This window comes from Pontibacter rufus (genome assembly GCF_015694705.1).
Taxonomy (GTDB): domain Bacteria; phylum Bacteroidota; class Bacteroidia; order Cytophagales; family Hymenobacteraceae; genus Pontibacter; species Pontibacter rufus.
Genome location: NZ_JADQDR010000007.1, coordinates 202124 through 227448 on the forward strand (window position 1 = coordinate 202124; position 25325 = coordinate 227448).

General features: G+C 46.5%; 33 protein-coding genes. 16 read left to right on the forward strand and 17 right to left on the reverse strand.

What is annotated here, in order from left to right; all coding sequences use genetic code 11:
- The first annotated feature begins 100 nt into the window (after positions 1 to 100).
- The 3 genes from I2I11_RS13350 (at position 101) to I2I11_RS13360 (ending at position 2110) form a co-directional block, all read left to right on the forward strand.
- Positions 101 to 1009, forward strand: a complete 909-nt coding sequence (locus I2I11_RS13350; protein ID WP_230680262.1) for a glycerophosphodiester phosphodiesterase family protein — start codon at positions 101 to 103, stop codon at positions 1007 to 1009.
- Between the two features lie 98 nt (positions 1010 to 1107).
- Complete coding sequence (locus tag I2I11_RS13355; protein WP_196268221.1) at positions 1108 to 1572, forward strand: DUF2750 domain-containing protein; 465 nt, start codon at positions 1108 to 1110, stop codon at positions 1570 to 1572.
- 160 nt (positions 1573 to 1732) lie between these two features.
- Positions 1733 to 2110: a DUF423 domain-containing protein gene (locus tag I2I11_RS13360; protein WP_370582977.1), complete on the forward strand. Its 378-nt coding sequence runs from the start codon at positions 1733 to 1735 to the stop codon at positions 2108 to 2110.
- A 41-nt stretch (positions 2111 to 2151) separates the two neighbouring features.
- Here the strand turns inward: I2I11_RS13360 and I2I11_RS13365 are convergent, their stop codons facing one another.
- The 5 genes from I2I11_RS13365 to I2I11_RS13385 form a co-directional block, all read right to left on the reverse strand.
- Complete coding sequence (locus I2I11_RS13365) at positions 2152 to 2739, reverse strand: hypothetical protein (RefSeq protein WP_196268222.1); 588 nt, start codon at positions 2737 to 2739, stop codon at positions 2152 to 2154.
- A 166-nt stretch (positions 2740 to 2905) separates the two neighbouring features.
- Positions 2906 to 3355: a DUF1573 domain-containing protein gene (locus tag I2I11_RS13370; protein ID WP_196268223.1), complete on the reverse strand. Its 450-nt coding sequence runs from the start codon at positions 3353 to 3355 to the stop codon at positions 2906 to 2908.
- An 81-nt stretch (positions 3356 to 3436) separates the two neighbouring features.
- Positions 3437 to 4843 carry an ATP-dependent DNA helicase gene (locus I2I11_RS13375; RefSeq protein ID WP_196268224.1) on the reverse strand — a complete coding sequence of 469 codons (1407 nt, stop codon included), beginning with the start codon at positions 4841 to 4843 and terminating at the stop codon, positions 3437 to 3439.
- A gap of 209 nt (positions 4844 to 5052) precedes the next feature.
- Complete coding sequence (locus I2I11_RS13380) at positions 5053 to 5244, reverse strand: cold-shock protein (protein WP_196268225.1); 192 nt, start codon at positions 5242 to 5244, stop codon at positions 5053 to 5055.
- Between the two features lie 138 nt (positions 5245 to 5382).
- Entirely contained in the window at positions 5383 to 5838 is a 456-nt protein-coding gene (locus I2I11_RS13385; protein ID WP_196268226.1) for a PaaI family thioesterase, read from the reverse strand.
- Positions 5839 to 5876: 38 nt separating this feature from the next.
- Between I2I11_RS13385 and I2I11_RS13390 the strand changes: the two genes are divergently transcribed.
- The 3 genes from I2I11_RS13390 to coaD all read left to right on the forward strand — a co-directional run bounded on the left by I2I11_RS13390 (position 5877) and on the right by coaD (position 7921).
- Positions 5877 to 6362, forward strand: a complete 486-nt coding sequence (locus I2I11_RS13390) for an NUDIX domain-containing protein (RefSeq protein WP_196268227.1) — start codon at positions 5877 to 5879, stop codon at positions 6360 to 6362.
- 89 nt (positions 6363 to 6451) lie between these two features.
- Positions 6452 to 7339, forward strand: a complete 888-nt coding sequence (locus I2I11_RS13395; RefSeq protein WP_196268228.1) for a DUF3822 family protein — start codon at positions 6452 to 6454, stop codon at positions 7337 to 7339.
- A gap of 102 nt (positions 7340 to 7441) precedes the next feature.
- The gene (gene coaD / locus I2I11_RS13400) at positions 7442 to 7921 is read left to right on the forward strand and encodes a pantetheine-phosphate adenylyltransferase (protein ID WP_196268229.1); all 480 of its coding nucleotides are present in this window, start codon (positions 7442 to 7444) and stop codon (positions 7919 to 7921) included.
- Here coaD and I2I11_RS13405 read toward each other — a convergent pair.
- Positions 7875 to 8555: an NUDIX hydrolase gene (locus I2I11_RS13405; protein WP_196268230.1), complete on the reverse strand. Its 681-nt coding sequence runs from the start codon at positions 8553 to 8555 to the stop codon at positions 7875 to 7877. The two genes, coaD and I2I11_RS13405, sit on opposite strands and share 47 nt — an antisense overlap.
- Positions 8556 to 8663: 108 nt before the next feature.
- On the opposite strand from I2I11_RS13405, the gene pyrE reads away from it, so the two are divergent.
- Together pyrE and I2I11_RS13415 are read left to right on the forward strand one after the other, a co-directional pair.
- A complete protein-coding gene (gene pyrE / locus I2I11_RS13410; protein WP_196268231.1) occupies positions 8664 to 9314 on the forward strand; it encodes an orotate phosphoribosyltransferase in 651 nt (216 codons plus the stop codon).
- A 248-nt stretch (positions 9315 to 9562) separates the two neighbouring features.
- Entirely contained in the window at positions 9563 to 10060 is a 498-nt protein-coding gene (locus I2I11_RS13415; protein ID WP_196268232.1) for a metallophosphoesterase family protein, read from the forward strand.
- Between the two features lie 109 nt (positions 10061 to 10169).
- Here the strand turns inward: I2I11_RS13415 and I2I11_RS13420 are convergent, their stop codons facing one another.
- Positions 10170 to 10379, reverse strand: coding sequence for a hypothetical protein (locus I2I11_RS13420; RefSeq protein ID WP_196268233.1), 210 nt, complete (start codon positions 10377 to 10379; stop codon positions 10170 to 10172).
- Between the two features lie 76 nt (positions 10380 to 10455).
- On the opposite strand from I2I11_RS13420, the gene ltaE reads away from it, so the two are divergent.
- The 6 genes from ltaE (at position 10456) to I2I11_RS13450 (ending at position 16328) form a co-directional block, all read left to right on the forward strand.
- Positions 10456 to 11508: a low-specificity L-threonine aldolase gene (gene ltaE, locus I2I11_RS13425; protein WP_196268234.1), complete on the forward strand. Its 1053-nt coding sequence runs from the start codon at positions 10456 to 10458 to the stop codon at positions 11506 to 11508.
- Between the two features lie 918 nt (positions 11509 to 12426).
- On the forward strand, positions 12427 to 13548 hold the full coding sequence (locus I2I11_RS13430; protein WP_196268235.1) for a porin: 1122 nt from the start codon (positions 12427 to 12429) through the stop codon (positions 13546 to 13548).
- Positions 13549 to 13856: 308 nt separating this feature from the next.
- Complete coding sequence (locus tag I2I11_RS13435; RefSeq protein WP_230680264.1) at positions 13857 to 14480, forward strand: DNA-3-methyladenine glycosylase family protein; 624 nt, start codon at positions 13857 to 13859, stop codon at positions 14478 to 14480.
- A 159-nt stretch (positions 14481 to 14639) separates the two neighbouring features.
- Positions 14640 to 15038 carry a hypothetical protein gene (locus I2I11_RS13440; protein ID WP_196268236.1) on the forward strand — a complete coding sequence of 133 codons (399 nt, stop codon included), beginning with the start codon at positions 14640 to 14642 and terminating at the stop codon, positions 15036 to 15038.
- A 45-nt stretch (positions 15039 to 15083) separates the two neighbouring features.
- Positions 15084 to 15587, forward strand: coding sequence for a hypothetical protein (locus I2I11_RS13445; RefSeq protein WP_196268237.1), 504 nt, complete (start codon positions 15084 to 15086; stop codon positions 15585 to 15587).
- A gap of 96 nt (positions 15588 to 15683) precedes the next feature.
- Positions 15684 to 16328: a cation efflux transmembrane domain-containing protein gene (locus I2I11_RS13450; RefSeq protein ID WP_196268238.1), complete on the forward strand. Its 645-nt coding sequence runs from the start codon at positions 15684 to 15686 to the stop codon at positions 16326 to 16328.
- A 226-nt stretch (positions 16329 to 16554) separates the two neighbouring features.
- On the opposite strand, the gene I2I11_RS13455 is transcribed toward I2I11_RS13450, so the two are convergent.
- Together I2I11_RS13455 and I2I11_RS13460 are read right to left on the reverse strand one after the other, a co-directional pair.
- The gene (locus I2I11_RS13455) at positions 16555 to 17466 is read right to left on the reverse strand and encodes a DUF58 domain-containing protein (RefSeq protein ID WP_196268239.1); all 912 of its coding nucleotides are present in this window, start codon (positions 17464 to 17466) and stop codon (positions 16555 to 16557) included.
- A gap of 12 nt (positions 17467 to 17478) precedes the next feature.
- Entirely contained in the window at positions 17479 to 17892 is a 414-nt protein-coding gene (locus I2I11_RS13460; protein WP_196268240.1) for a septal ring lytic transglycosylase RlpA family protein, read from the reverse strand.
- A 132-nt stretch (positions 17893 to 18024) separates the two neighbouring features.
- On the opposite strand from I2I11_RS13460, the gene I2I11_RS13465 reads away from it, so the two are divergent.
- Together I2I11_RS13465 and ychF are read left to right on the forward strand one after the other, a co-directional pair.
- Positions 18025 to 18387: a DUF3276 family protein gene (locus I2I11_RS13465; protein ID WP_196268241.1), complete on the forward strand. Its 363-nt coding sequence runs from the start codon at positions 18025 to 18027 to the stop codon at positions 18385 to 18387.
- A 195-nt stretch (positions 18388 to 18582) separates the two neighbouring features.
- On the forward strand, positions 18583 to 19680 hold the full coding sequence (ychF, locus tag I2I11_RS13470; RefSeq protein WP_196268242.1) for a redox-regulated ATPase YchF: 1098 nt from the start codon (positions 18583 to 18585) through the stop codon (positions 19678 to 19680).
- Between the two features lie 93 nt (positions 19681 to 19773).
- Here the strand turns inward: ychF and I2I11_RS13475 are convergent, their stop codons facing one another.
- The 8 genes from I2I11_RS13475 to I2I11_RS13510 form a co-directional block, all read right to left on the reverse strand.
- The gene (locus I2I11_RS13475; RefSeq protein ID WP_230680293.1) at positions 19774 to 20628 is read right to left on the reverse strand and encodes an SMP-30/gluconolactonase/LRE family protein; all 855 of its coding nucleotides are present in this window, start codon (positions 20626 to 20628) and stop codon (positions 19774 to 19776) included.
- A gap of 190 nt (positions 20629 to 20818) precedes the next feature.
- Positions 20819 to 21250: a DUF1810 domain-containing protein gene (locus I2I11_RS13480; RefSeq protein ID WP_196268243.1), complete on the reverse strand. Its 432-nt coding sequence runs from the start codon at positions 21248 to 21250 to the stop codon at positions 20819 to 20821.
- 93 nt (positions 21251 to 21343) lie between these two features.
- Positions 21344 to 21778 carry a type II toxin-antitoxin system VapC family toxin gene (locus tag I2I11_RS13485; protein ID WP_196268244.1) on the reverse strand — a complete coding sequence of 145 codons (435 nt, stop codon included), beginning with the start codon at positions 21776 to 21778 and terminating at the stop codon, positions 21344 to 21346.
- Positions 21769 to 21990 (reverse strand): hypothetical protein, encoded by a 222-nt coding sequence (locus I2I11_RS13490; protein WP_196268245.1) that lies wholly within the window; start codon positions 21988 to 21990, stop codon positions 21769 to 21771. Before I2I11_RS13490 ends, I2I11_RS13485 begins: the two co-directional genes overlap by 10 nt.
- Before the next feature lie 232 nt (positions 21991 to 22222).
- Complete coding sequence (locus I2I11_RS13495) at positions 22223 to 22597, reverse strand: type II toxin-antitoxin system death-on-curing family toxin (RefSeq protein ID WP_196268246.1); 375 nt, start codon at positions 22595 to 22597, stop codon at positions 22223 to 22225.
- The gene (locus I2I11_RS13500; RefSeq protein WP_196268247.1) at positions 22594 to 22782 is read right to left on the reverse strand and encodes a hypothetical protein; all 189 of its coding nucleotides are present in this window, start codon (positions 22780 to 22782) and stop codon (positions 22594 to 22596) included. The genes I2I11_RS13495 and I2I11_RS13500 overlap by 4 nt, the downstream gene beginning before the upstream one ends.
- A 134-nt stretch (positions 22783 to 22916) precedes the next feature.
- Positions 22917 to 23894, reverse strand: coding sequence for a toll/interleukin-1 receptor domain-containing protein (locus I2I11_RS13505; RefSeq protein WP_196268248.1), 978 nt, complete (start codon positions 23892 to 23894; stop codon positions 22917 to 22919).
- Positions 23895 to 23989: 95 nt separating this feature from the next.
- Positions 23990 to 25312, reverse strand: a complete 1323-nt coding sequence (locus tag I2I11_RS13510) for a type IX secretion system plug protein (RefSeq protein ID WP_196268249.1) — start codon at positions 25310 to 25312, stop codon at positions 23990 to 23992.
- Positions 25313 to 25325 lie beyond the last annotated feature (13 nt).

Genomic DNA, 25325 nt, shown 5'->3' on the forward strand with positions numbered 1-25325 from the left:
ATCCGGCTGTTCCAGGATAAAGGAATCGTTATCTTTCGGTTTAGGGTTTGTTTTTACGCGCGAACAGTAAATTTTTGCTTTATACCTCGAAGCCCGCTATATGCGATTTATACTTTATACTTCACTTGCTGTATTGCTTTTCTCCGGTTGCACCTCCACTAAAATGATGCCTGCAAACTCCTCTCCTGCTGTTTCGCTGCCGGCCTTTGACATAGAAGGGCACCGCGGCGCACGTGGCCTGATGCCGGAAAATACGATACCCGCCATGCTGAAAGCGCTGGAAATAGGCGTAACTACTTTGGAGATGGATGCGCAAATCTCCCGCGACGGGCAGGTGCTCCTCTCCCACGATCCCTACATCAACCCGGCGCACGAGCTGCTGCCCAACGGAGATGAGATACCTGATGCTGACAAACAGAAGTATGTGCTCTACGAGATGGATTATGCCGACATCCGCCAGTTTGATGCGGGCTCTAAATACTACGATAAATTTCCTGATCAGCAAAAACTTAAAACATACAAGCCGCTGCTTTCTGAAGTCATCGACACGGTGCAGCAATACATCCGGGCGCACCACCTGCCGCAGGTATTCTATAACATCGAGACAAAATCTAAGGCAGAAACAGACGGCAAGTATCACCCGGCACCAGATGAGTTTGTGCAGCGCCTGATGGACGTAATCACTGAGAAAGAGATAGAACCCTATGTAATTATTCAGTCTTTTGATGTGCGGACGCTACAGGTGCTGCATGCGCAGTACCCGGAGATAAAAACAGCGCTGCTGGTCGAAAATATACTTGGTCTGGAAGCCAACCTGCGCAAACTCGGTTTTGTGCCCGATATCTACAGCCCTAACTATAAACTCGTAACATCAAAGCTGGTAGCGGATTGCCATCGGCAGGGTATAAAAGTGATTCCGTGGACGGTGAACGATATAAATGAAATTAAACAGCTGAAAGCCAAAGGCATAGACGGCATCATCACCGATTATCCTGACCTGTTCCGCTAAGCACATTATACATTTGTCAGGTTTAACGTACTTAATAAGTACCTTTGAGGAAACCTGCTTCGGCAGCAGCACCATTTTCACACGAAAACAACAGCAAAATGACACAGAATGCAGCCACCATCGAGAAGAAATATAAAGAATTTATCCGGCAATTAATTGCGTCAGATGCCGTCTGGGGATTGACGAAAGACGAAACCTGGGCGACGTCCAGTTCAGCAGAATTCGAAGACACGGAGGTTATCCTGTTCTGGTCTGACGAGCTTGGTGCGAAAGCCTGCGCGGAAGACGACTGGGCAGATTATGTACCGGAATCGGTTTCGCTGGTGGAGTTTCTGGAAAACTGGTGCGTGGGCATGTATGGCGACGCACTGCTGCTTGGCGCCGACTGGGATACTGACCTGACAGGCAAGGAAGCGGAACCGCTGGAGGTAGCCCTGGATGTAGTGAACGAACTGAAAGCACAGGGCAAAACGCTGGAATTCACGCAGTACGACGATCAGGAAGATTTTGAAGAGCAGGTAAAAGAAGCACTGGAAGGGGAAGACGAGGAAGAAGACCTTTAGGCAGATGATGCAGACTGATGTATAAAGACAAAAGACTTAAAGTATAATATTACTTAAGGAGCAACTGTTTATTTTCTTTCAGTTACTTTTATACTTATACTCAATTTTGATTGGCTATTTATACTGGAAACCTTATTGCTGATTTTGATCATTTTAAAACGTGACACAAAAAGCCATACTACTTATTGCCAGCCTGCTGGGCGCGCTTAGCGTTATCTTCGGTGCCTTTGGTGCGCATGCGCTTGGCCCGATGCTGCAGGCAAGCGGCCGCCTGGATACCTACGAAACCGCTGTAAAATACCAGATGTACCATACGCTGGCGCTGCTGGCGGTCGGCCTGCTCCTCTTTCATGTACACCAGCCGGCATTGCAGGTGGCCGCCTGGTGCTTTTTTCTGGGTATCCTGGTTTTTTCCGGCTCACTGTATACGTTGTGCCTTACAGGTGTAACGTGGCTTGGAGCTGTTACACCTATCGGCGGCGTACTGCTGATTGTAGGCTGGGGTGCGTTGTTCTATGCCGTATCCAGGGCTTTGTAAAGAATGATATACCTCACCAAAGTATGGCGCTGCTGATTTGTTTAAAAGCGCAGGCTTAAGCCGGCATTTGTAAAGCCGTCGAACCCTACACCGGAATCCATGTAGAAGCCCAATTTCCTGCCTACCCGAACACCGATGGTAGTTAAGTGAAAAGCTGTTGTAAAGGCATTGCCAGTGTCTGCATTGCCATCATCTGTTTTAATGTAGCAGCCGCCCACTTTTATACCTGAGAAAAAATCCACGCTCCGCAGCCTGGCCCAATAAAACTCTCCATGCGGCATTACTACTAAAAAGGAATTCCGGAAATCCAGTTCACCAGTATTACTGTAACGCGATGCGTACGAAGTATAGCCCGCTTCTATGCCTATCCCTACTTTTTTGGAGATAAAATAAGTATAGCCAATCATAATAGGACCCAGCACATGCTTTTCGTCTCCTCCTCCTACAAATGCATTGCCGATATAATCGCCTAAACCATTCACCACTACAGGCAGCGACAGCAGACCATATCCTGCATATACCTCGTGCGTCAGTTCCTGTGGGAGCAGTGGCTGTGTCGCCTCCTGCGCATGCAGCGCCTGACAGCTTAACAGGCAGGCGCAGGCAATTCCTAATATTCGTTTGTCCATAGCAGTGTACGCAAGCTCTTAGATGGCAGGGCTTTACAGAACGAATATAGCAAATATTTTATAAATGGAATACAACCAACAATGTTTATTTTGATCAGCTAAAGGCATAAAAAAAGCCCTCCGAGATGGAGGGCTTTTTTTATGCCTTTATATTTGCTGCCTATACTTAGTTTTTCTGAGCGCTGGCAGTAGTTTTCTCTTTTACGTTGGTTACGATGTATACATAAGCATCGCCGGCGGCGGCGTTGGAGTGTATGGTAATCGCTTTCTTTTGCTGGCCCATTTTTCCGGCGCTGTTAAACTTAGCAGCCACAATACCGGTTTTACCTGGCATTACGGGCTCTTTTGTCCAGTTAGGTGTGGTGCAGCCACAGGTTACGCCTACGTTGTCGATTACGAGGGGCTGTGTGCCGGTGTTCTTAAACTTGAAGGTGTACTCTACTACATCTCCCTGCGTAATGTCACCGAAATTATGCTCGGTTTCTTCAAACGTAATAGCCGGGCCATTTTTAGCTTGCTCCTGTGGGGCAGTAGCTGGTGCTTTAAGTTGTGTCTGGGCACTGGCGCCACCCGCAACCAGCGCGGCGAAAACCATAGAAAGGATTACTTTTTTCATCTGCTTGAAAATGTTAAATGAGTGCTTTGGCAATTATACTGAAAATTATATATAAAACGATGCAAGGTAAGAAATCGTTTGTCAGCTAACCAATAATTGTTGATTAAAGTTCAGCAAGTAAAGTTCTTCTGATGAACGCGTTACCGCTGTATACAGCCAGCGGGCAAATTCCTCGTTCAGCATATCGTCTTTCAGGAAACCCTGATCCACAAAAACTGCTTTCCACTGGCCGCCCTGCGCCTTGTGGCAGGTTAATGCATAAGCAAACTTCACCTGCAAGGCGTTCAGGTATGGATTTTTCTTAAGTTCCTTGCTGCGGTCGCGTTTGGTTTTGATGTCCTGGTAATCCTGTAATACTTCCTCGTACAGCTTTTTGTTCCGGTCAGCGGGCAACGCGGGTGCATCTGTGTAAAGCGTATCGAGCATAATTTTTACTTCCTCTTCGGGTGCATCCGGGTAATCCACAAAGCGGATTCGGATATCGGCAAAGCGGCAGTTATACATGTCTTCGTAGCGGATTATCTTGGTTACTTCCACAAAGTCGCCGTTGGCCATAAAACCGATATCCGAATCCTTGGGCAGCCAGAAGTAGTTGTTGCGCACAATCATCAGGTAATCGCCTACGCCCAGTTCATCCTCAGCAAAAAAGATGCGCCGCCGGATGTGCTGGTTATACATGTTGGCCGATTTATTGGAGCGGCAGATAACGGTGGTGTTTTCGATGCCGAACTTGTCGTAGGCGTAGCGCAGGCCGTCCTCTAGTTTTTCGCCCGTCATCTGGTAAATATCGCGCCAGCCTTTGGTAAATAGCTTGATGTCGAGCTTCTCGCTTCCGAGCTGGTTGCGCAGGTTGGTGGCGTTCATCAGAATGCCCGATGTTTCGGCCTGCCGCATCACCTGTTTCAGTTCAATCTCCTGCACGTGGCAACGTAAATTCTGTCGCAGGTAAGCAGCTTCCAGCGAGGGGCTCAGCGCCTGGCCCACTGGCGGCAACTGCGCCGTATCGCCAATTAGCAGCAGCTTGTTGTTTTTCTTGTCGAACACGTAGCTGAGCAAATCCTGTAGCAACCCGTTTTGCCCAAAGCCACTGTCGTCCGAAATCATGGAGGCCTCATCCACAATGTAAAAAGTGTTGTCTGCTTTGTTCGGCTGGCGGGTAAAAGCTAGTCCTTCGGAGTATGGATTGGCTGTCTGGCGGTATATTTTTTTATGAATGGTATGAGCAGGCGTGCCACTGTAGCTGACCATCACTTTGGCAGCGCGGCCGGTGGGCGCCAGCAGCACATACTTGTAGCCGAAGGCATTCAGGATTTTCACCAGTGCCGTTACCACGGTTGTTTTGCCCGTGCCGGCATATCCTTTCAGCAGAAAGACCGGGCGTTCTTCCTGCCTGTCCAGTATAAAAGCGTCGAGCTTAGCAAAAAGCTTTGCCTGATCAGCAGTAGGTTCAAACGGAAAGTTCTCTTTAAGGGCTTCCAGGGGGCGCATGATTTATGCAGAAATTAAGGAAAAAAGGCTGGCGCTGTAGTCTGCGCCAGGTATAAGCACGATGCAACTGTAGTAAAACTCATACCGATCAGGTGCGTGCACTATCACAAATTTACGCCTAATTATACTTAAAAGCAGCTACCAAGGGCAAAAAAAAGCCTTACACGGGGTAAGGCTTAAAAGATTTTAAAACGAGTATGAAATGGCGGTTAAACGCGCTTTACATCTACCGCGTTCAGGCCTTTTTTTCCTTCTTTCAGTTCGTAAGTAACTTCGTCGTTTTCTCTGATTTCATCAATCAGGCCGGTAACGTGTACGAAATACTCTTTTCCTGTTTCTTCATCCTTAATAAATCCGAATCCTTTTGATTCATTAAAGAACTTTACAACTCCTTTGTTCATGCTATTGCTTTAGTTTTGCCAAAAATATAAATTAACTTGCAAGAATACTACCTGAAGGCCTAAAAATCTGAAAACAGGAAGCTTTGTGTCAACAAAAGCATTGTAATAAGTTCTTAAGTCACTTACCAGCAGGATATCTCATACTTTACGGGGTATTTCTTCCGGGGTTGTAGTCGCCATGGTGGCAGAAGCTTTGGCAATCAGCAGCGGCTCCTGCTCTCCCTTGACCACGTATATCTCGGCTTCACAGAAATTGAATTTGCGCCCCTGCTTGATGACGCATCCTTTCGCCAGCAGCTTGTCGCCCACACCCGGATGAAAGTAGGAGACTTTGATTTCGGCAGTGACCACGTGGTAATGTTTGGGCACCAAGCTCACGGCGGCAAAGCCCGCTACAATATCGGCGAGTGTAGCAATAACGCCGCCATGCGCAAAGCCCTTGTGCTGCCGGTGCCGCTGCTCTAACGTTAATTCGCCAGCTATGCTGCCAACTGCTATCTTTGTAACCTTAAAGCCCAGGAGCTTCATAAATTCCTGCCGCTCCAGCTTTTCGCGTATGTCCTGTTCAAAATCGGGATTGTACGTTTGTATCATCCTGTAAAACTACAACCTAAACCTACACGCACAAAACGATGCCGGACCTGAACCCAAATGCTGCTGCCTATGCCAATAAACTGCGCGTGCGCGTCTGTGGCGTGTGCCTGCAGGAAGACAAACTGCTGCTGGTGCGCCACGACCGCACCCTGAACAACAATGCGTTCTGGGCCCCGCCCGGCGGTGGTGTAAACTTCGGCGAAACCCTGCAGCAGGCCCTGGTGCGCGAAATGCTGGAGGAAACAGGCTTGCAAGTAACCGTAGGCCGCTATTTGTTTGTAAATGAGTTTGTGGAGCCGCCGCTGCACGCCGTTGAGTTTTTCTTTGAGGTAAGCCTTACGGGCGGTAGTATAATCACGGGCACTGACCCTGAACTTGCCGCGGACAGGCAGCTGATCAGGCAGGTGCAATGGCTTAAAATCAAAGAGTTGCAGGCCATACCTACTTCAGACAAACACCGCGCGCTGCAGCACCTGTTCTCGCTCGACGATTTGCTGGGCCTGCCCGATCATTTTGGGAGATAGGGAAGGCTTGGCGGCCTTTTGCCATAATTTTTTTATACTTGCAGCAGTTCAGCCGCTGCGGTACTGCGCTGCTTCTAAAAACCGATACATTGAATACAACCAGCACCTACTTCCGGCTCTCGCATAAAATTCAGGATGAGGCATTTGACCTGCAGCAGGCACCGGAATACCAGTTATACCTGTCTCTGGCGCAGCAGTCGGTGCGTATGGCCGTAATAGATGCTGCCCGGAACAAATTTATACTGCTGGAAGATTACGAACTGCTGACGGTGCTTACGCCAGCGCAGATGGCCGGGCAGTTACGCCTGTTAGCAGCCGAAAGCCCGCTGCTGCAGCTGCAAAGCTGGCAGGAGATACGTGTATGCATCAGCAACCAGCATTTTACGTTGTTGCCCGAAACGCTCTACGACCCGGCACACCAGTCTGATTACCTGCGCCTGCACAGCAACCTGAACCCGGAGCAGGAAGTGGTGCTCTCGTACCGCCATCCGGGGCTGGAGGCGATAAACATTTTTTCGGTGGATGCGGCCGTTTACCAGGCGCTGCAGGGCATATTTCAGGAACAGCCGCTGCACCTGGTGCACCTTACCAGCACACTTATCCGCAGCATACTGCACCAGGCCGAACGCCATGCGCCGCGCAGTATGTATGCCTTTGTGGAAAGCAACTATCTGACACTGCTGGTGGCAGGCCCCAACGGCCTGGAGTTTTGCAACATTTTTCGCTACCACAACCCGGAAGACTTTATTTACTACATCGTTTTTGTGATGCAGGAGCAGAAGCTGAACCCAGAGCAGGAAACCATTACTGTATGGGGCGACATCATGCACGACTCCCAGTTGTTCCATATCCTGATGAGGTATGTACGCCACGTAAAGCTGGGCAGAAGACCCACCGATGTATCGTACAGTTATAAGTTTCACGATTTATTTGAGCATCGTTATTTTGACCTTTACAGCCTGCACCTGTGCGAGTAATTTTTAAGATTGAATGACTGCATAACAGAATGCCTAGAAAATGTTTCCTGTTTAAGCCTCACCACTCAATCATTCAAAATTCAGTTATTCAAAATTAAACCTATGAAAAGAATAGCGCTGTTCCCCGGTTCTTTTGACCCTTTTACCAACGGCCATTATGATGTAGTCATGCGCGGTGCAAAGCTTTTTGATGAGGTAATTGTAGCTATCGGCAACAACAGTAGCAAGCAGCGCTATATACCTGTAGAGAAAATGTTTGAGGTGATGGTGCGTATTTTTGCAGATCAGCCGACCATTAAAGTGCAGAAATTTAAAGGCCTTACGGCTGAGTTTGCCCGGGAAGCGGGGGCACAGTTTCTGCTTCGTGGGCTGCGCAACACCACCGACTTTGAATACGAAAACACCATCGCGCAGGCCAACCGCCACGTTAACCAAGATCTGGAAACAGTGTTCCTGATCACTTCGCCGCAGCTGGCTGCCATCAGCTCCTCCATCATCCGCGAGATTCACCGCTTTGGCGGCAACGTGGATGAGTTTATACCTTTCCGGTTTTCAGAGATTGCAGATAGTGTTGCACGATAAAGGCGATTGATGTATAGGCTTTGGGCAGTACTTCTGTTACTTCCTCAGGTGTCATCCAGCGTACTTCCTCAATAAACTCTTCGGCCTGCGGCTTTATGAGGCTGTCGTCGGTGCAGTTCATGACAAACCAGCTGGTTTTCTTTAGTATCTTTTTGCCCTTGTACGCATAAGAGTGCCAGGTTTTGGGCAGCTTGCCAATTACTTCTACCTGTATGCTGCACTCCTCCTCTACTTCGCGCAGGGCGCCAGCTTCTACTTTTTCCTTTTTATCCAGCTTGCCTTTTGGCAGGTCCCACACGCCGAGGCGGTAAATCATCAGGATTTTACCTTCTTTTAGCACCAGGCCGCCGGCTGCCTTCACAATTTTAAACTGATCTTTGAGGTGCGCGATCAGTTTCTTCTTTTTGCCGGCCACCAGCGTGAGCGATTTCAGCTTTTTAAGCTTTTTTACTTCCATCAGCCGCACCAGCTTGTCAATCAGCTGCGCATCCGCATCCTTGATAAGCACATCTCCCACCAGATCTTTGGAGGTAAAGTGATCCGATGCCTTCAGGACCAGATCATATTCGTGCTTGTACACCTTCTCCGTGGCCTTTTTGAGGATCAGCGGAATATCGTTTATAAAAACGTTCATGCGTTTGGGTGCTTCTGGTGAAGCCGAAATTTACACAAATCAATGAAGAATTATTCTGAATCAAAATACGATAGCTCAAAAAGGAAGAATATTTACGTAAATTTGGCTATGGATTCTTCGAACACAGCACATCAGGTAGCCGCTTTCCTGTTGGAAACAGAAGCGGTAAAGTTAAATCCGGCGCAGCCGTTTAAGTGGAGCAGCGGCTGGAACTCGCCCATTTACTGCGACAACCGCATTACGCTCTCTTTCCCCTACATCCGCAGTTACATCAAACAGCAACTGGCAGAACTCATCAAACAACATTATCCTGATGCTGAAGCTGTTGCAGGCGTTGCTACGGCAGGTATAGCACAGGGCGCGTTGGTAGCCGACCTGCTGGAAATGCCGTTCCTGTATGTACGGCCTGAGCCGAAAAAGCATGGCATGGGTAACCAGATTGAAGGCCGCCTGATAAAAGGGCAGAAAGTCGTGCTGGTTGAGGATCTGGTTTCAACGGGCGGTAGTTCACTGAAAGCCGCTGAAGCTATAAAAGCAGCCGGTGCAGAAGTATTGGGTATGGCTGCTATTTTCACCTATGGCTTTGCGGTAGCGGACGAGAATTTCAAAAAAGCAGGTATTTCGCTCCACTGCCTCAGCAATTATAACGCACTTACAGAAGCTGCCCTGGCCAACGGTTACATTCCGGAAGCTGCAATGGACACCCTGGCCGCGTGGCGAAAGTCGCCGGAAACGTGGAACGGGGGCCAGGATTCTTAGGATTTAAGTGATGGATAAGATTTTGTCCCAACCTTTGATTGCAGCTGATGAGAGTGATTTATCTGAATTCTTGAAGCATGTAGCCAGGCAGAGCATTAATCAAGTATAAATAAGCGTACAAAATATGTTTAAAATAATTCTGTACCGATATTCATACTTATACCAAGCGTCAACTTAATCAGATAAATCACAAGAATCTTGGTTCAGACAAAATCCTACACATCACCCTAATCCTAAAAATCCCAGTCATGAAAATAGGCCTGCTCTCTGATACCCATTCTTACCTTGACGATCAGATCCTGCGGCTCCTCTCCGACCGCGACGAAATCTGGCATGCCGGGGATTTTGGAAGCATGGATGTAGCGGACAGGTTGCGCGAGGTGGCGCCTTTGCGGGGCGTGTACGGCAATATCGACGGGCAGGACATACGGCAGCTGTACCCGAAGGTGCTGCGTTTCGAAGCGGCCGGGCTGGATGTGCTGATGACGCACATTGGCGGCTATCCCGGCAAATACCACCCCGATGTACGTGATATCATCAAAGAAAACCCGCCGCAGCTATACATTACCGGGCATTCGCACATCCTCAAAATCATGCCCGACAAAAACCGGAACAACCTGCTCCACATCAACCCCGGCGCGGCCGGCAAACATGGTTTCCACAAAGTCAGGACGATGGTGCGCTTTGCTATTGAGGCGGGGCAACTGCGCGATTTGCAGGTGCTGGAGCTTGGCAAGCGGGCATAAAAAAAGTGTGTCTGCCATGGCAGACACACCCTGAAATCTTTATCTGGCAAACCGCCTGTTGGCTGATACAGCCGCGGCCTGCACAGGGGCGCAGTGCCCGTAAAGCGGGTTACTCGGCAGCAGCTTCTTCTTTCTGTGCAGCAGGAGCCTCGGCAGTTTCTACCTTGTTTTTAGGCGCTTCGCCAAACTGAACTCTCAGCTCATCCATATCCACATTCTTGATAACAGGTGTCAGCAACAGTTGCTTGATTCTGGCTACTCTGTTATTTGCTCTGGCTTTATTTCTGCGATCTTTTCGTTTTAATCTGGTAACTCCCATCGTTGCAAAATTTTAATTTGAACGGCAAAACTAAGTTATTATTTTTACAAAGTAAAGTATTTCTAAAAGCAAATTCATGAATCAGATAACAGATCTCCGTTCCGATACCGTAACAAAACCCTCTGCCGCCATGCTGGAAGCTATGTTCAGCGCTCCTGTAGGCGACGATGTGTACGGCGAGGACCCAACGGTGAACGCTCTGCAGGAAAAAACTGCTGCCCTGTTTGGCATGGAAGCGGGACTCTTCTGCCCATCCGGCACCATGACCAACCAGATAGCCATAAAAGCGCATACCGCCCCGCTAACAGAAGTTATCTGCGACGTTACCTCCCACATTTACCAGTACGAAGGCGGCGGTATTGCCTTTAACTCGCTGGCTTCGGTGGCGCTGGTGCATGGCACGCGCGGCAAAATCACGCCGCAGCAGGTTGCATCGCATATTCGTCCGCTGGACAACATCCACTTTCCGGAAACGCGGCTGGTGTCGCTCGAAAATACATCCAACAAAGGCGGCGGCGCCTTTTATACATTGGAGGAGATTGCAGCCATTTCGGAAGTATGCAAGCGCCACCACCTGGCCCTGCACCTGGATGGCGCCCGGGTATTTAACGCGCTCGTAGCTTCAGGCGATGATGCCCAAGCCTATGGTTCATACTTCGACAGCATTTCTGTTTGCCTTTCCAAAGGATTGGGTGCCCCTGTTGGATCGGTATTATTAGGCAGCAGGGATTTTATCAAAAAGAGCCTCCGCATTCGCAAAGCACTGGGCGGCGGTATGCGGCAGGCTGGTTTCCTGGCCGCCGCCGGTATATATGCGCTGGAAAATAACGTAGAGCGCCTGCAGCAGGATCATCTTAAAGCCAAGCAACTGGAAGAGGCGCTGCTTCAGGCCAACTATGTGGAGAGCGTGTTGCCGGTAGAAACGAATATTGTTATCTTCAAACTCAACGACAAGTATACGGATGCTGCTTTTGTTAAAGCGCTCGCGGAGCAGAACATACTTGCTTCCAGTTTCGGCCCGCAAATGATACGCTTTGTAACGCACCTGGATATAACTGACGAAATGCAGCAGCACCTGTTGGAGGTATTGCGGGCGATGAATACGGCAGCAGTAGCAACAACCTTGTAATTTGCTTTAACTGCGCGCTAATTCCCGGCACAACACTGCCTGAGATATGCTGTATTCCTTTTTGCCGGGTTGATATAACACAACCATAGCCAATTTCCTTCCAGAATCAAGCGCATGGCATAGGTTCTGGTAAATAACTGCTTAAAGCTCTTTTGCAGAATAAATGTCCTGTGCCGTTGGCGATTGCTGCCAACGGCACAGGACATTTATCTTTTACAGTCTTTCCCGCTTAACCCAGCACTGATGTCTGAAGCAAACATTTATTCAACAAAACCACGCTTTTACTTTTAAATTTTTAACAATCAACCCTATTTAATAAATATTTGTTAAAAATTATTACCATACCCCTTGTTTATGAGGGGGGTATTTTATACTTTCACCAACATCTTAGCACATACCCCCTGCTAAAATACCCCACAATATAAATTTATACTATATGAAAAAACATCTCCATCATCAGAACATCCGGATGTGAAGGTTTTTATAGAGCCTTATCAGTATCGGAATTCCTTTTAATATGCCTGTGAAAAGTCAGCGTTGTACAACCGTTCACACCATTTTCAGCGACGCTGCCTACGAGGTAAAACTTATACTTTAAAATCGCGCATGTTGCTGTTAATAAACAGGCAGGCGCAGAGATAATAGCAGTGTGCTTGTAGCTGTTGAATAATGGCCTGCAAAGGCAACAACGATGACATGGCTAGAAAAGACAAATGGTAGCGTTTGGCCACACTACCACTTGCTTTACTAAACATAAAGGGCTGCTCTCAGGAGCTTCCGATGCCTGTCCTGTCTGTTAGTAACAGATGTACTCCCCGTTATCTGATTGGCTTCTCAAACGGCAATTTGCGAAGCACCAACGGATCATTTTCTGTTTTTCACTTCTCTCAAGTTTTTCTAACCACAAAAGAAACCAGCATGAAAAAGCTTTTATCCCTTGCGACAGCAACCGTCTTTACAGGTGCAAATATAGTTATTGCACAGGACATTTCTACTGAAAAGCCACCGGGCGAACTGGGCATTACAGGCTACGTGGACACTTATTACCAGTATAACCTGAACCGGCCGGAGTCTGGTACCAACCAGGGCCGCGTATTCGATCTATACCACAACACCTTCTCCGTTGGGCTGGTACAAACCATGTTTACCTACGACTATGGCAAAGCGCATGTGGTGGCAGACATCATTTTCGGTCCGAACGCCGATCTCGCTGACTTTGGCAACGAAGGTGCTGCCAAAATGATAAAACAAGCCTATATTGCCTACGATGTGTCGGACAAGCTGCGCTTTACCATGGGCCAGTATGGTACACATATCGGGTATGAACTCATTGATGCGCCGCTGAACTTTAACTACAGCCTCTCCTACCTGTTTGGCAACGGACCGTTTTATCACACAGGCGCCAAGCTGGATTATACTTTTAACCCGCACCTGGGACTGATGCTGGGCGTGGTAAATGGCTGGGACAGCCTGACCGACTTTAACAAGAAGAAGTCCATTACAGCACAGATACACGTGGCGCCGCTAGCAGGATTTGATCTGTACGTGAACTGGATAGGCGGAGATGAATACAACACCCTCTCCAATTTCGGTTCTGCTAAAGGCTCCTACACCAGTCTTTTCGATCTCACCACCTCCTACCAGTTGAATGATGCTTTGAAGCTAGGCATTAATGCGGCTTATGGCTCCTTTTCTACGGGCACATCAGAAACAATCCCGGCTGATCCGTGGTCTGCAGACGCTGGCTGGGGAGGTGCAGCCCTGTACCTGAACTACAAGGCTACCGACAAACTGAGCCTTGGCCTGCGCAGCGAGTACTTTTCTGATCCCCACGGCATCCGGTATTTCGGCCCGGTAGAAGCAACTGCTTTTACACTTACCGGCAATGTTAAACTAGCCGACGGACACCTGAACGTAAAACCCGAAGTACGGCTTGACCTGACAAAGGATGACTTCTTCGAAAACGAAGCCGGGGCTATCGCCAGGAAGAGCCAGGCAACGGCCGGTGTTGCACTTGTTTATTCCTTCACCGCAAAGTAGCTCCTAGCTAAGTATAGGGACAAAAGTAAAGTATGACAAAGGACGAAAGACCTGAAGTATAAACATCATGGTGATTAATGGTTTATACTTGATTTAAACTTTCCTTCATACTTATACTTAATGCTGTACGGCTATTTATAAGGCAGCATATAACTTCTTTCCGTTCGCCTTTATCGTTTCCACTCCAGCTCCTCTACACAAGCAAAGAGCAGAATGCGTAGCTGAAATATATTTCAGCCACGCATTCTGCTCTTTTTCATTTCCGGAAGATCTTCTTTACTTAGAGGCTACAAGTAAAAGCAAGAAAAATGTTTCCAGACTTCCCGGCCTCCGAAATAATGGCTGTATTGGCCAAAGATCCGGTGCTTGCCGCTATCATTGGCAAGGGCCAGCCGCTGAAATCTTCCAAATCCGAGGATTTATACTTTAAACTGCTGAGCGCCATTGTATCGCAGCAGCTAAGCACCAAAGTAGCCGCCGTTATTTTCAGGCGGTTTATCGAGTTATTCCCAGACAACTACCCACACCCGCACCTGGTGCAGCAAACGCCCGATGAGGTGCTGCGCAGCGCCGGGCTGTCGTTTCAGAAAATTGGCTATGTGCGCAATGTGGCTGCTTTCGCGGCAGCCGGTAACTTAGAGCACGCCACGATTGATGCCCTGGAAGACGAGGCGCTGATAAACCACCTGACGCAGATTAAAGGCGTGGGCCGCTGGACGGTAGAAATGCTGCTGATGTTTGCGCTGGAGCGGCCGGATGTGTTCCCGACGGATGATCTGGGCATTCAGAATGCGATTAAAAAACACTATGGCCTGGAAGAAACCGGCAAAGCCTTGCGGCTACGGATGCAGGCGATTGCCGAAAACTGGCGGCCGTACAGAAGTATAGCCAGCAAATACCTGTGGCAGTCGCTGGACAATACACCGAAGTAGAGTGTGAATAGTATAAATGTATAAAATTTATACTATATTTAATCAATTGAGAGAGCCAAACCCTTTCAGTGAATAGCTTAACCACTTCGCACATAGTGCAGATAAGCGTAGGTTCACGTATAGCGGATAGTAATAGGCAATGCTAATGATGAAAGAAGAATGAATAAACTTTATCCAATTCAACTCTGGTTCACAACCATTGTCTTCGTTGCCCCCTTATTGATTATACTTGCTGGACTTGTCAGTGAAGAATGGAATATGGGCTTAGAAGTACTCCCACTATTCATCATATTTGGATTAATGTTTTCCCTACCTTCATTATTAGTTTGCTTTGCTGCCTACAAAATTTTGACTATGAAAATATCCTCACCAATTCTAATTAAAATATTACTAAATTTAATAATAGTAAGTGCTGTGCTAATCACTTTGGCTCTTATTTCTGGCTCATTGGCATTTAGACTCAGCATTGTTTATTCAGCAAGCATATTAATTGCAAGTGTATTTTTTAGTGTGAAAATAAAGGAGAAGCACGGTACTATAACCACGCTTAAAGGTTAGCTACGCCGCCCTATAGCCCAGCACGTTAGGCGCAAACAATAAAAATTGGAAAAGCAGTACTATATAATTGAGTTGCAACTAAACAACCAAGCAAAGTACCTGATTTGGATTCTTGATGAAGTTGACGGTTTGGTTACTGACCCCGCAGCAGAAGAATTGCGACTCCTGACCTTCAGTAAAAAAGATTACCTATTTGAGTTTGCCCAAAAGGACGGATTAGCCATAGAAGAGAAAGTGTCTGCAAAGTACGACCTCGACTTAATAAAAGATTGGGTAAAGTATCCGACTGGTTTCATTGACTGCAAAGAGTTTCTGAACGCCTGGAATCTGTTCACGGACGTGGTTACTACACTGGGAATTGAGTTTGGAGGAAACAAAAAAGAAAAGGTAAGAAATCTAGTTTATGATAAGCTTTTCTTCGGCAACAATATCCCAGCAATTACACCAGAAGGACAGGAATACAGTCCAGAGTGGACTAAGAAAGAAATCGCAAGGCTTGCAGAGATAATGAATGAAGGTTTGGGAATACTCAGGAAGAACCTTCTGTAAGAGAAAAAAATGTCAGCGCCTAACGTTGTATAAACGTCAGCCTTCGGTCGCTGTTTATACAAGGCAGTTGTATGCAACCTGAAAACAAAAGACAAAATGGAAACGGTTTTAGCGACAGATAATAAAAAACTGTATAATGTTGCTTTCGGACTCGCTGTGTTTACAATATTATACAACATAGCAGAAGGTCTGATTTCAACTTATCTCGGATTTGAAGACGAAAGCCTGGCTCTTTTTGGTTTTGGTCTGGATAGCTTTATTGAAGTTATCTCGGGGCTTGGAATAGCCCATATGATTCTGAGGATCCAGAATCATCCGAACAGTAAAAGAAATAATTTTGAACGAACTGCATTAAAAATTACCGGAATTGCCTTTTACATATTGGTTGTCGGACTTGTAGTAACGAGCATTTATAACATCTGGACAGGACACAAACCATTAACTACTTTTTGGGGAGTTGTAATTTCAATAATTTCAATCCTAATCATGTGGATTTTGTTTGCCTGGAAAAGAAAAGTCGGAAAGCAATTAAACTCTGCCCCGATTTTAGCCGATGCCAATTGTACTTTGGTTTGTGTTTATATGTCAGTTATTCTGCTCGCAAGCAGTGGAATTTATGAAGCGTTTGGAATCCCATACATAGACAGCATTGGAACGCTCGGACTTTCATACTTTGCTTTTAAAGAAGGAAAAGAATGTTTTGAAAAGGCTAATGGCGACAAACATTGCTGTTGCGACTAAAAAAGAAAGGATGCATACAACATTGATAGCTGTTGCACAACTTAGCATCAAATGCTATCAACTATACATTTTCATTGTTGCTATCAGCAGATCTCCCTTGCTAGCTTTTAAGTAAAGGGAAAACAAGAGGCCATTTCAGGCCTGATGAAGGCCAGTAAACTCTCTACTTTATGATGCAATAAAGGCTACTCTAAGGCGTCCGATAAGAACAATAGGATAAGAAAATCTATCGCACCTTCGCCCGCTTTACCAAATACGCATACAGCACTTTATCAAACGGTTCGCTGATGTCTACGGGCACGAAGTCGATTTTGTACTGCCCGCATTTCAGTTCCAGTTCGCGTTTATACTGCTCTACGGCCAGGCGGTAATTGTCGCGTACCTCCGAAGGTTGCAGCTTTAGCTCCTGCCCTGTCTCCACGTCCACAAACACATAGGGGCGCTCGGCAAAATCAAACTCCTCCTCTGTTTTGCGGTCCATTACATGAAAGAGAAGCACTTCGTGGTTTTGGTGCTTTAAATGCTGTAAGGCGGCAAAAATGGCATCGCTGTCATTGTGGCGGCTGAGCATGTCGCTAAAGATAATGACCAGCGAGCGCTTGGGTATCTGCTGCGCAATCAGGTGTATTACTTCCGCTACGTTCGTGTCTTTGGCAGTGGGCTTCTGCTCCAGCTGCTTTTGCAGCAGCAGCAACAAGGTATGCAGGTGCGAAGCGGTGGAACGTACCGGCGTCTGCAGTTCTATTTTATCTGAGAAGGTAACCAGGCCGATGGCATCGCGCTGTTTGCGCAAAAGGGTGGCCAGGGCGGCAGCACAGAGGGCTGAGAAAGTAAGTTTGCCGTTGTTGTCGGTGGGGTAATACATGGAGGGTGACACGTCGAGTAGCATGTGGCAGCGCAGGTTAGTTTCCTCTTCATAGCGCTTCACAAAAAGCTTGTCGGTGCGGGCGTATACTTTCCAGTCGATGTGGCGGGTGCTCTCGCCGCTGTTGTAGAGGCGGTGCTCCGAAAACTCCACCGAAAAGCCATGGTAAGGCGACTGGTGCAGCCCGGTAATAAATCCCTCTACCAGTTGCCTGGCCAGAAACTCCATGTTCTCGAATTTCTGCACATCAGCCAGTGTGAGGGGTGTTTTCATGAGAGCTACAGTTTACCTGGTTTCGGTTGCTTCAGAAACGCTTAAAGGCGCGTCTTGTTGCGCTTCCTCCTCGTTGCCAAGGGCTTTTAGCTTCACTGAGCCGGTACCTGCCCTAACAATATCAAGCTCTTTGGCGGCAGCTCTGGACAAATCGATGATGTTGTGGCGGCTGCGGGCCATGCGATCGTTGATGGTCACCACCACGGTTTTGCCATTCTTCAGGTTTGTAACCAGCACCCTGGTGTTGTATGGCAGGGTAGCGTGGGCGGCAGTGAGTTTTGTCTTGTCGTAGCGTTCGCCGCTGGCCGTGCGGTGGCCGTGCATGCGGTCGGCGTAGAAAGAGGCTTTACCCTGTGCAGTATAGGTAGTGGGGCTACCGGAAAACAGCGAAATCAGGAATACTAGTAAAAGTGAACATAGCTGCATACTTTACTATTTTGGTACAAATACAAATATACCATAAAAGTTTTTACTTAAATTTTAAATTCATTAATTTTTATATATCCAAAGTATATCATACTTTTAGGTTCGCAAGGTTGAATTTAACGTTTATTAACCGTGGAAGAGAACAACGAAAAAGCAGAAATTTATTCCCAAAGGGTAAGAGCCGGGAAGAGAACGTATTTCTTTGATGTGAAGTCAACTCGTTCTAACGACTACTACGTAACCATTACGGAGAGCAAAAGGAAGTTTAATGAGGACAACTTCTCGTATGAGAAGCACAAGATTTTCCTGTACAAGGAGGATTTTGCCAAGTTCATCGAAGCGTTGCAGGGAACCATTGATCACGTTAAATCCGAACTTCTGACAGAAGAGGCGCTGGCAGCCCTGGAGACTCCTCCGGCAGCTGATACCGAAGCCGAAGTTACAGCTGAAGTAGCAACAACGCCTGCTTTCGATGAAGAGCTGAAGTGGGAATAAGCTGCATCTCCGTTTGAAGATACTGTATTAAAGCTATAAAGTATAGCCCGTGGTTTTCCATGGGCTATTCCTTTTTCGGGGCATTGTGCTTTTCTCTACGGGTTTTAACAGGCGAATGCAAACGGAATAACAGGATACAGGTATAAATCCTCAATTTGTCGTATATTTGCACCCTGAAATTAACAACAGAAATTAATGGGACTCAGATGCGGAATTGTAGGGCTGCCAAATGTAGGCAAATCTACTTTGTTTAACGCCATTTCTAATGCCAAGGCAGAATCTGCCAACTACCCCTTTTGTACCATAGAGCCAAACGTGGGCATTATTACCGTGCCCGACGAGCGCCTGGAAATACTGGAAGAACTGGTGCACCCCGAGCGCGTGCTGCCCACCGTCATTGAGTTTGTGGATATTGCCGGCCTCGTAAAAGGCGCCAGCAAAGGCGAAGGCCTGGGCAACAAGTTCCTGGCAAACATCCGCGAGGTAGACGCCATTATACACGTGGTGCGATGCTTTGAGGACGAAAACATTGTGCACGTAGATGGCCAGGTAAACCCTATCGCAGATAAAGAAATCATCGATACGGAGCTGCAGCTGAAAGACCTGGAATCCATCGATAAAAAGATACAGAAGGTAATGCGTGCCGCAAAAGCCGGCGATGCGAAATCGAAGAAGGAACAGGCGAGCCTGGAGAAGTATAAAGCGCACCTGGAAGCCGGCCTGAACGCCCGCAGCCTGGATGTGACGGAAGAGGACCTGGAAGCTGTAGACGACCTGAAACTGCTGACCGCCAAGCCCGTGATTTACGCTGCCAACGTAGACGAAGATTCTATGATCGAGGGCAATAAGTTCTCCAAAGCACTGGCCGAACACGTGAAGAACGAAAATGCGGAGGTGGTGCTGATCTCTGCTTCTATTGAAGCGCAGATTGCCGAACTCACCGACCCGGAGGAGAAGGAATTGTTTCTGGCCGAGTATGGCCTCACAGAGTCTGGCCTGAACAAGCTGATACGCGCTTCCTACAGTTTGCTGAACCTGATTACGTACTTCACGGCGGGCGTAAAAGAAGTACGCGCCTGGACAATTGGCAAAGGCTGGAAAGCGCCTGCTGCCGCCGGCGTTATTCACACCGATTTTGAGAAAGGCTTTATCCGCGCTGAAGTTATCAAACTAAAAGATTACCAGGAGTATAAAACCGAAACCAAAATAAAGGAAGCTGGCAAAATGGCCGTAGAAGGCAAAGACTATGTGGTGCAGGACGGCGATATTATGCACTTCAGGTTTAACGTATAGCATGTAGCTTAAGCAGCAGAGGCAGGTAATTATACCTGCCTCTGCTGCTTTATACCGATAAACACCTGTAAGTATACTTTATACTGGTCGCCGCTATTGCACGCCTTTTACCTGCATGGGCAACGTATAAATTCCTTCTGATGCAGTGATGAACAGCATGTCGTGGTTTTCGCCGGCAAAGGTAACATTGCCCGTCCACTCGGCCGGAATCGGAATATGCTCGATTTTTTCTCCTGCCGGGTTGTAAACCGTTACGCCCTTTCCCGTCAGGTAAACGTTGCCCCTGTTATCAATTGTCATACCATCGGAGCCCTGGGCTACAAAAAGCTGGCGGTTTTTTAAGGAGCCGTCCGCCGCAATTTCATACTTGTAGGTTTTGTTATCGCCAATATCGGCGATGTACAGATACTTGCCGTCGGGGGTGCCTACGATGCCGTTTGGCTGTACCAAATCATCGGCAACTAGTACCGGCTCCGTTACACCTTTTGGCAGAAAATATACATTTTCCCCTTCTATTTCAGGCTTCGTCCTTTCCCAATAATCGCGCTGGTAGTATGGGTCCGTCAGATACATGCCGCCGTTTGGCGCTACCCATACATCGTTCGGACCGTTGAGCAGGTGCCCCTCGTAATTTTCTACTAGCACGGTAACTTCTCCTTCCGGCGAGATAGCCCACAACTGGTTCTTTTCATCTGCACAGGCAATTAAATCCCCCTCCTTATCGAAGTATAAACCATTGGCCCGGCCAGCATCGTCCATAAAAACAGATAGCTTTCCGTCTGTGCCATACTTCCAGATTTTGTTGTTGGGCTGATCCGTAAAAAAGACGTTGCCCTGCTTGTCTGCTGCCGGCCCCTCGGTAAAAGCAAATTGCTTAGAGATAAGCTCAGGTTTGGCCTGGCCGGCAATAATGCCTGTTGTGGAAGTCGTATTTTCTGATGCTGTCATGCTTTTATTGTTATCCTCCAGGCTTATTGTATCGTTTGTTTCATGCGTCTGCTGCATCTCGTTACTGCCAGTTTTACAGGAAACAGATACCACAGATAGCACCAGGATTCCTACCAAGGCCTTGTAGCCGTTTTTCATTTTATGTGAGTTTAGGTTGCGGATTATGTTTAGCGATTGCACACGCTTTCAATTATGCTTGCCTGTCGATAATTTGCAAAGTTTTATGGTCTTTTGTTCCATTAAAAAACTTTTCTAAAACTAACTGGAAGACCGGGTTGGTGTTAGGAAGCGCCGAAAACAAGGTCATCGATGATTTTAATTTTAGATCATCAGGACTACCGAATATACGGTTGGCATTATTTGACTCCTGCGCGAGTAATTCCTCACAGATAAGAACAAGCCGGCTACCTAAAACCGGATGCTTCAAGTATTCTTCCGCTTCCCGGATGTCTTTTATCGCATAAAACTTTGAGGTTTCGCTAAAACCAAGGCCTTGTATCTGCGGAAAAATGTACCACATCCAGTGGCTTCGTTTTCTACCATTCTTAACTTCAGATAAAGCAATCTGGTAGTCCGCTTCCTGTGCATCAAGAAATCTTTTCAAGCTGTTTTCTCTGGTCATGTGCCTCTGATTGAAGATGTTAGTAACGGCTTGTAAATGCGAAGCCGGAAGCAGAGCAAGGATTAAGTATGCGCTTGTTTGGGCAAAGTGCTTCTATAATTCATTTGGAGTAACTGTTATGATTTCCTTAACAGTTTTCAGCCTAAGGTCGTTTGTCAGGAAATATTTTGCTCCATGTGTTACAGCTGTTGCAACCTGGATAGCGTCAGGAGTTTTTAACCCGTATTTTGCTCTCAGTTCAGCTGCTTTAACTGCAACAGCCGTTGTAACTTCAACTAATATTATCCCTGATGCTTCGGATAAAACTCGTTTATACTGTTCAACTAAATCCAGCCGATTCATTTTCATCGGCTGGACAAGAACTTCTAAAAGCGTTAGTGTAGAGGAGATGAATGAAAAGTCACCCTTGTCATAGGCGGTAAATAGTTTAAGCAGCTTGTCCTGGTATACTGTATTCCCTTCGATAAAATAGATGAGCGGGGCTGTGTCCAGAAAGACTTCCTGTGATTTAAACTTGTTTAATCCCATTGCCTTTCATTCTCCACATACTTATCTATATCCACATCTCTCCATACTTCGGAGCCAAGTCCACTAATGGAGGCCAGTTTCACCTGCTCTTTTACTACATTCTCTTTTTTAATTAGTGAGATTACCCTTTCCAGTAAATTAATTCTGTCTATATAATCAAGCTGCCTTACCTGATTAAGTATAGTATCTATATTTATCGTTCTTGCTGCCATAATTTTCATTTGAGATGTACTAATATACGAGTTTTACTTCTTTTGTATTTTCTCAGCTTTCTGAGTCATCCTTTTTAATGCCCTTGCTGGTTTTATCATCTGTAAGCGAACGGCGGCCAAAGTATAATTGTTTGTGAAAAGCACTAATAATGGCTGCATTTATATTATTTTAAGTTATTAATCGGAAACGCTAAACAGGCTTTAAGATCTCTTTAACATTTCACCTAGAGGTTTATTTATGCAATTTCTTCTCAATCCAGTCTTTTATACCATCGAAGGTCAATCGTCCTGTGGCTATGGAGATAACAAAATCGTATTTTTCTTCTTGTTCTGCCTTAATGTCTTGCCCGGATTGTAAAAGTAAAAGACGCATTAGTACATAACCAGTCCGTTTATTGCCATCTATGAATGGGTGGTTTATTAAGATACTTTCAATAACAGCTGCTGCTTTGCCGGCTGGCGTGGGGTATAGTTCCTGTTGGCCAAACGTGGCGAATGGACGATTTATAGCGGCATCTAATGCTCCAAAATCTCTTATTCCTTTCGCCCCTCCAAATTCCTCTATTAACAGATCATGTATTTGCTCAACTTCTTTTATACTTATCATTGAGCCAACTTCTTAAGAAGCTCACTGTCTTCTGTTAATATTTTTTTCAAATGCTGGGAATTATTAAAATCAGATGCGCTTCTTTTCTGGACTTCCTGCAAGTAGGAAAGAACGTCCTCCAGAAGATCGTCCGGAACTTTGTCCAGAACTTTCTGAATCTCTATTTTAAGATCTTTAGCTGTCATCGTTCTTGTTTCTTTCTATTAAATTTACGAATTCATTTTCTCTTCCGTTTTTATCAGATTTTTTTCCTAGCAGTTGAGCTAAAAAAGGTTATGCCTAATGCTTTTTAGCTGTTGTTGGGCTTTATTATTTTAATCTACTCCTTAGCGTAATATTTTTTATAGAGGGTAGATAGTAGTTCTTGCGAGTCAGGTTCGATTATTTTATTTTTCTTTGGATTTAGACCAATAGTTCTTATACCCTTGATTGACTCCTCATACACTAACTTACTTCTTATCGTTGAGTGAGGGAACCCATACAGTATATAATGCACATCAGTATCTAATACTTCTTCTAATAAAAAGTAGAGTTCTTCACATTCAAAATAATTTAATTTTCTAAATACCCATTTTGAAAGTAGCTTCTTCGCTCTATCTATTTCATGCCAATCGAACGGCTCAGGAAGTAGCCATACACCACTAGGGATATTATAATCTTTTTGAAGCTCTTTCTCTTTAATATCAACTAGAGCTTGGTCCCAGTCATTTTCCTTAAACAGGTTATCATCTGTATACCAATTGTAATATTCTTTTTGATAATGAAAAATATTGTTGACTCTATTAATTACTTCTAAATAATATTTTTGCCTCCGGTCATCATTACAATTTATTAAATGTTCAATTGTATCTTTAATGTCTTGAACAGAAGTTATATAAATTGAAACCTTTGTAAAAATAGCTTCAGCAACCTTGTTAATATTTCCTCTTTCAGCTTTAATGGCAACTTTATCTGTAAGAAAAGGGGAGAATTCGTAAACATCTTCCAAATCTACTTCTAACCAAACAGGAAGAATCAAATTATTTGAAGTAATGACCTCCTTGTTTAGAAAGGCTTCAAATTCTTTTTTTGCCCAATTTTTATTAAGAAAATTTTTGCTTAGAACAACAAGACCGTAAAGAGATGATTTTATTCCCTCGGAAATCCCACTAGTTAATGAATCACCTAATTTAAGTGAGAACTCATCATACCAAACTTTATAACCTCTATTAGATAAATCTATAGCAAGAGGTCTAACAAAGCTATCTTTATCCTCAGAAGCATGGCAGATAAAAAAATAGTATTGCGTTTCTCTCATATTCAATGAATGCAATTAAGTTTTTGTACTTTTTCACAACTTGTTGCTTAACATGAACCTACACTTATCTGCCTTGTATACAATGCCAGCACCTCCTACTTCCTGTTAAAGAACAGCTCCTGGTATCCAACCAGCAAATCGGCGCGGCTGCCGGGTGGGCGGTAGTAAATGAGGATGTCGTAAACATTGTCCGTTTCGAAGTGGCTGCCTTCAAAGTAGCTGGCATCGGGCGCTGCGGCATTATTGGATTTTAAAGTATAATAGTAGTTGTAGTAGCCCTGCTTCAGCAGCAGGCGGCCAGAATATACGCTGCGGCCAATGTCGTAAATCATGCGGGCATTGTCCTGCGGCCGCCAGCCGGTCAGCTCACCCATAATGTATACTTCGCCGGAAGCTGCTTCGGGTACTTTCAGTTCAAAATCAACCCAGGTATAGTCGCCATTCACCTCGCCGTAGCCATACTGTTTGTTACCGAAAATGCGCTGCCCGTTGATGTCAGGGTCCTGGCTGTACACGGCGTTCTGGCGGTCTGCGTCGGGTAGCAGGTTTACTTCTATCGGGCTGGCCTGCAGGTTTATACTTTCCACCCCGATGTCGTTGAAGTTGAGGCTGCGGGTATCAAAGGCGCGGAACTCACTCAGGCCTTTAAACTGCTCCTGCGGGTCGAAGAACACGTATTCCAGGCGGCGCTGAGCATCATGCACATAGGTAGGGTGATAGGCTTTGGCATTGTCCCAGCGGTAGTTCTGGCGCATCACGGCCTTTACTTCCTGCATGGGGCTGAGTATAGGAAAGTCCGGGTAAAAGACGTTAAACTCTACGGGCTGCCGTGTTTCACGCCCCGACGGACCGACAGGCGCACCGAGTTTGGCAGTAACGGTTACCGCATCCTGGTACACCAGCAGGCGGCGTGTCAGCAGCAGGTTGCCGCCCTCTTCGCTCACCACCAGCAGGTAATTGCCGCTCAGCTTTACGCGCGGCACCTCAAAGCGGTAGTGCACGTATGGGATGCGCGTGTTCACCGAGTTCTGCACATCGGTAATAAAAAACTCGTTAAAAGCATTAAGGTACTGCGTTTCGTTAAGCCCGGATGGCGTCCAGTCGGCATTGCAGTGCACGAGTTTTGCTATCAGCCGCTGCGGCCCCGCATTTATGCGGTCAAACTCCAGCACAATAGGTCGCGCCTCGTTCAGCGACACAACAGCGGGCTCCAGCACCTGCTGCGGTGTACCGGTAACCCTGTAAGTCTGCACTGATTTCACGTTGTCCGCATAAATAAAATCTTCGTAGCGAAGCTGGCTTTGGGTGCCACCGGTGGTACTGCCGGTTTGGCCCTGCTGCTCCAGCGGCACACAGGCTGCTGTGCCGAACGCAAGGGCAAGCGCGATGAAGTAAGTATAAGCTTTTGTTTTGAGCATGCAGGTTTAGTGT